Source organism: Pseudomonadota bacterium, from assembly GCA_022361155.1.
Taxonomy (GTDB): domain Bacteria; phylum Myxococcota_A; class Polyangia; order Polyangiales; family JAKSBK01; genus JAKSBK01.
Genome location: JAKSBK010000470.1, coordinates 1 through 4,077, shown reverse-complemented (window position 1 = coordinate 4,077; position 4,077 = coordinate 1). Strand labels below are relative to the sequence as shown.

The 4,077-nt window shown below is 63.5% G+C and carries 2 protein-coding genes; one reads left to right on the top strand and one right to left on the bottom strand.

Going from position 1 to position 4,077, the window contains the following annotated elements; genetic code table 11:
- The coding region (locus MJD61_17805; GenBank protein MCG8557118.1) for a DUF4202 domain-containing protein at nt 1-602 on the bottom strand (602 nt) is incomplete at its 3' end.
- 352 nt (nt 603-954) lie between these two features.
- On the opposite strand from MJD61_17805, the gene MJD61_17800 reads away from it, so the two are divergent.
- Nucleotides 955-3,663 (top strand): hypothetical protein, encoded by a 2,709-nt coding sequence (locus MJD61_17800; protein ID MCG8557117.1) that lies wholly within the window; start codon nt 955-957, stop codon nt 3,661-3,663.
- Nucleotides 3,664-4,077 lie beyond the last annotated feature (414 nt).

Below are 4,077 nucleotides of genomic sequence, written 5' to 3'. Positions count from 1 at the left end.
TACCTCGGTGCCAGCGCTTTCTCGATCAAATTGCGCTGCGGCTCGGGGAGCTGGGCGGCCAGCTCGAGTGCTTTCCGATGCCCCGTAGCCGACATCTTTCTCCAGGTCTTGCGGACGATGTTCACGAGCTTGTCCTCGTCGTGTTTCGCGGCGAAGCTGGCGAACTCGTTTTCTAGGAAGGTCAGGCAGATGGCGTCTTCGAATAGCTGCACTTCCGGGTCGCGTTTGAGGCTTTTCTTGATCAAGAGGTCACGTACACGGGCGATCACGGCCTCTTCGTAGCCAACGTCTTGTAGAACGGCAGCTGCAGCGTCGGCGTGGAACTGCGCCAGCCTGTTCCTCCAGCGTTTGTACCCCGTTACTCCCTCGGGAAAGTCGCTGCGGGGAATCGTCCAGCGCCGAAGGTGCTGACAGCGCGCAGCCAGCCTCAACGCCTCCGAGGCCTGCCCGTCCAGTGCGCCTACCCAGTGGCTCAGGCGGCGGTGGTAGAGCAGTGACCACTGGACCTCGGCTCCGCGGGCAACAACCGTCTTGGGATCCTCCCGATGCGCTTGGTCAAATCGGTCAAGCGCGTCCTGAAATCGCTGAGACGGGTTTGTCATGTGCAGATTCAGGGCCCGCGGAAGAATAACTCGTGTGTTTCGGTGAGGACTGGGCGCCGCTGGCGAGGCGCGACGACGAGGAGTATTGGGGATACTTCGAGGAGCTTCTCCAAAGCGCCTGCCGGGTCAGGCACGGCTCCTTTTGCGTGCCAGAATCCCCGGCGGTTGTCCAGCCGCTGTCCTGCATGCTGATCCTCACCAAGGTTCCGTGGCGTGCCCAGCTATGTGGTTGGGCGGCGCGGGCGCCGTGCGCCGCAGCGCCCGCTCGGTCTCGCCACGCAGCGCTTCTTGCTCGTTTTTGCTCATGAGTGCAAGGTTGACACAAAAAAGAGGACCTCTTATGGATACAGCCATGCCGGCGAAAGGTTGCGGCTGTAGGGGCGATGCACCTTCGAGCTCGGTGGCGGGGATAGACCGCCGCAGCTTCCTTGGCACGCTAGCACTGAGCGGGGTCGGATGCGGGCTTGGTTTGCCACGTGTGGCAGGACCGTTCGGCCAGGACGATTTCCAGAAGCTCGTCCCCGCGCACAAGAAGCTGTCCAAGGTCTGGCTGCGCTCACTACGGGCGCGCGGCGTACCGGAACGCCAAACAGGGGGTGCACTGCGCTGGATCGGGATGCCCATCGGCGGTATTTGCGCAGGCCAGCTGTATCTGGGCGGCGACGGCAAGCTGTGGCTGTGGAACATCTTCGAGTCGGTTGACACGAGCGACTACGCCGGTGGGATCAGCCGCGGGCACGATTATGCAAGGCCGCTCGTGCCGGATTCGCCGCTGGAGCAAGGGTTTGCCGTGCGAGCTCGGACACCGGGAGGGAGCTGGCAAGCCAGGACCTTGGACAAGCGTGGTTTCAAGAGCATCTCGTTCTTGGGCCAGTACCCGATCGCCGAGGTCGAGTACTGCGACACGAGCTGCCCTGTGGCGGTCCATCTGGAGGCCTTCTCGCCTTTCGTTCCGCTCGACGTCGAAAGCTCGGCGTTTCCTGCCACGATCCTGAGCTACACGATCGCCAATTCCGGTCCAGCGCCGGTGGAGGTCGAGCTGATCGGGTGGTTCGAAAACGCCGTGTGCCTCGGTCGCGACGGTGCAGCGCGGGGCAATCGCCGCAACGCCATCGAGGCCATGCCCGACCGGACCACGCTGTTTTGCTCAGCGGACAACTCCGCTAGCAGCGTGCCCGGGTTTGGCAGCATGGCGCTCACGCTGGTGGGGGCTGGCCATGGCGTACGAAGTGCGGCCCAAGTCGATGCTTCGCAGGGCCCAGAGCCGATCTTCGACATGGTCACACCCGGGAACCTCGCTCCCGCGGCGAGCCCCTTCGGCACCAAGCTCGTCGGCGCGCTTGGCAGCGGCCTGATGCTCGCGCCCGGACAGACAGCAACCGTCTCCTTCGTGATCTCTTGGTTCTTTCCGGACTACCACGTGCGGCCGAAAAGCGACATGTCGGCCATCCGGAACATTCAGAGCCTGAAGCGCAATTATGCTACGCGCTTTCGATCGGCGTCCGATGTGGGGAGCCAGGTGGTCGGGCGACTCGCGGAGCTTACCGCCACGACCCGACAGTGGCGAGCCACCTGGTACGACTCGACGCTGCCGTATTGGTTCTTGGACCGGACGTTCGTGAACGTATCCACCTTGGCCACGCAGACGTGCCATTGGTTTGACAACGGCCGCTTCTGGGGCTGGGAAGGCGTCGACTGCTGTCCAGGTACGTGCCAGCATGTCTGGCAGTACGCTCAATCGGTTGCGCGCCTGTTCCCCTCGCTAGAACGGGGATTGCGCGAGCATATCGATTTTGGTCTGGCCTGGCAGCCCAGCGGGGCCATGGGCTACCGTGGCGACTCGAACAACACGACCGCGCACGACGGTTTCTGCGGCACCATCCTGCGTGTGTACCGCGAGCACCAGATGTCGGCCGACGACGCGTTTCTCAGGAGACTCTGGCCGCGCGTCAAGACCTCGATGCAGCACATGACCACCGCTGACACCAGCGGGGACGGGATTCTCGATCATCCGCAATACAACACCCTGGACAGCACGTGGTACGGCGCTATCCCCTGGATCAGCTCGCTCTACATCGCGGCCGCACGCGCCACGCAGGCCATGGCCGAGGAGATGGGCGACCTGGCCTACGCGGGGCAGCTCGCCACGATCGTGCAAGCCGGATACAACAGTATCCCCGCCATGCTCTACGATGGCGAGTACTTTATTCACAAGGTAGATCCTGCGCATCCCGAAGCGATCAACAGCAACAAGGGCTGCCATATCGATCAGGTGTTTGGCCAGAGTTACGCGTTTCAGCTCGGCCTGGGCCGGGTTCTCCCGGAGGTTGAAACCCGTTCGGCGTTGAGGTCCCTGTGGCGCTACAACTTCACGCCGGATGTCGGTCCCTACCGTGAGAAGAGCCAGATCCAGGGCGGAAGGTGGTACGCGCTTGCAGGCGAGGGCGGCCTCATCATGACCACGTTTCCGAAGGGCGGCGCGGTACAAGCCCAGGGCGGACGCGCGGGTCACACGTATGTGGGCTACCTCAACGAGTGCATGTCAGGCTTCGAGTACCAGGTTGCCTCGCACATGATCTGGGAAGGGCTCGTAGACGAGGGTCTCGCCATCACGCGCACGATCCACGACCGCTACCACCCTCTCAGGCGCAACCCGTTCAACGAGGTGGAATGCTCGAATCACTACTCGCGGGCCATGGCAAGCCACGGAGTGTACCTGGCGGCGTGCGGCTTCGAGTACCACGGGCCGCGCGGCTACCTGGGATTTCACCCCAGATTCTCCCAGGAAGCGTTTCGCGCGGCCTTCGTAGCTGCTGAGGGCTGGGGCACCTTTTCGCAGCAGCGGCTCGGGCCCGTGCAATCGGAGCAAATCGATGTGAAGCACGGTCAGCTTCGGCTCGCGACACTCGGCTTCGAGCTCGCCCCGGGGAGCTTGCCAAGCAGGGTGACCGTTCGGGGGCTCGATACCGTCTTTCGCTTGGATGGAACGCGGCTGCAGGTCGATCTGGCTCCGGTCACCCTGCGTGCAGGCGAGTCGCTGCTCGTGGAGGTCCACTCGTGACCATACGGAGACGACCGAGAGGACCCGCGTCCGGACTCGGCTTGGTGGTGGCGGCGTCTCTTGATCTGCCTGTGCGGCGTGCCTGACCACACCCCGACCGTCGACGATCGCACATCGTGGTCGTGGCCGTGGTCGTCCAACGCCTAGTACAACGGTCCGGAAATTCGATCCGAGTTTCCGGGCCGTTGTGCCCGAATCGACCAAGCAGTCCACGGATAGACTTGAGGCCGTTTGGCATCGTCTCGAATCCGACCACGGGATTCGCCCGCTGCCCGAGGTTGCCAGATGCGGCCGCCGAGCCTACGACTCGTGGGAGTGGGCGGAACGAAGCGCGCGTGCTTCCTTTCGGCCAGACTCCGGAGGAGGGAAGCGATGCGCTCAGGGATGGCCGCTGTTTTTCTTGCGATCCTGCTC

Excerpts from the sequence above, each read along its gene's own strand:
- MJD61_17800 (MCG8557117.1), top strand. The coding sequence starts at position 955 with ATGCCGGCGAAAGGTTGCGGCTGTAGGGGCGATGCACCTTCGAGCTCG.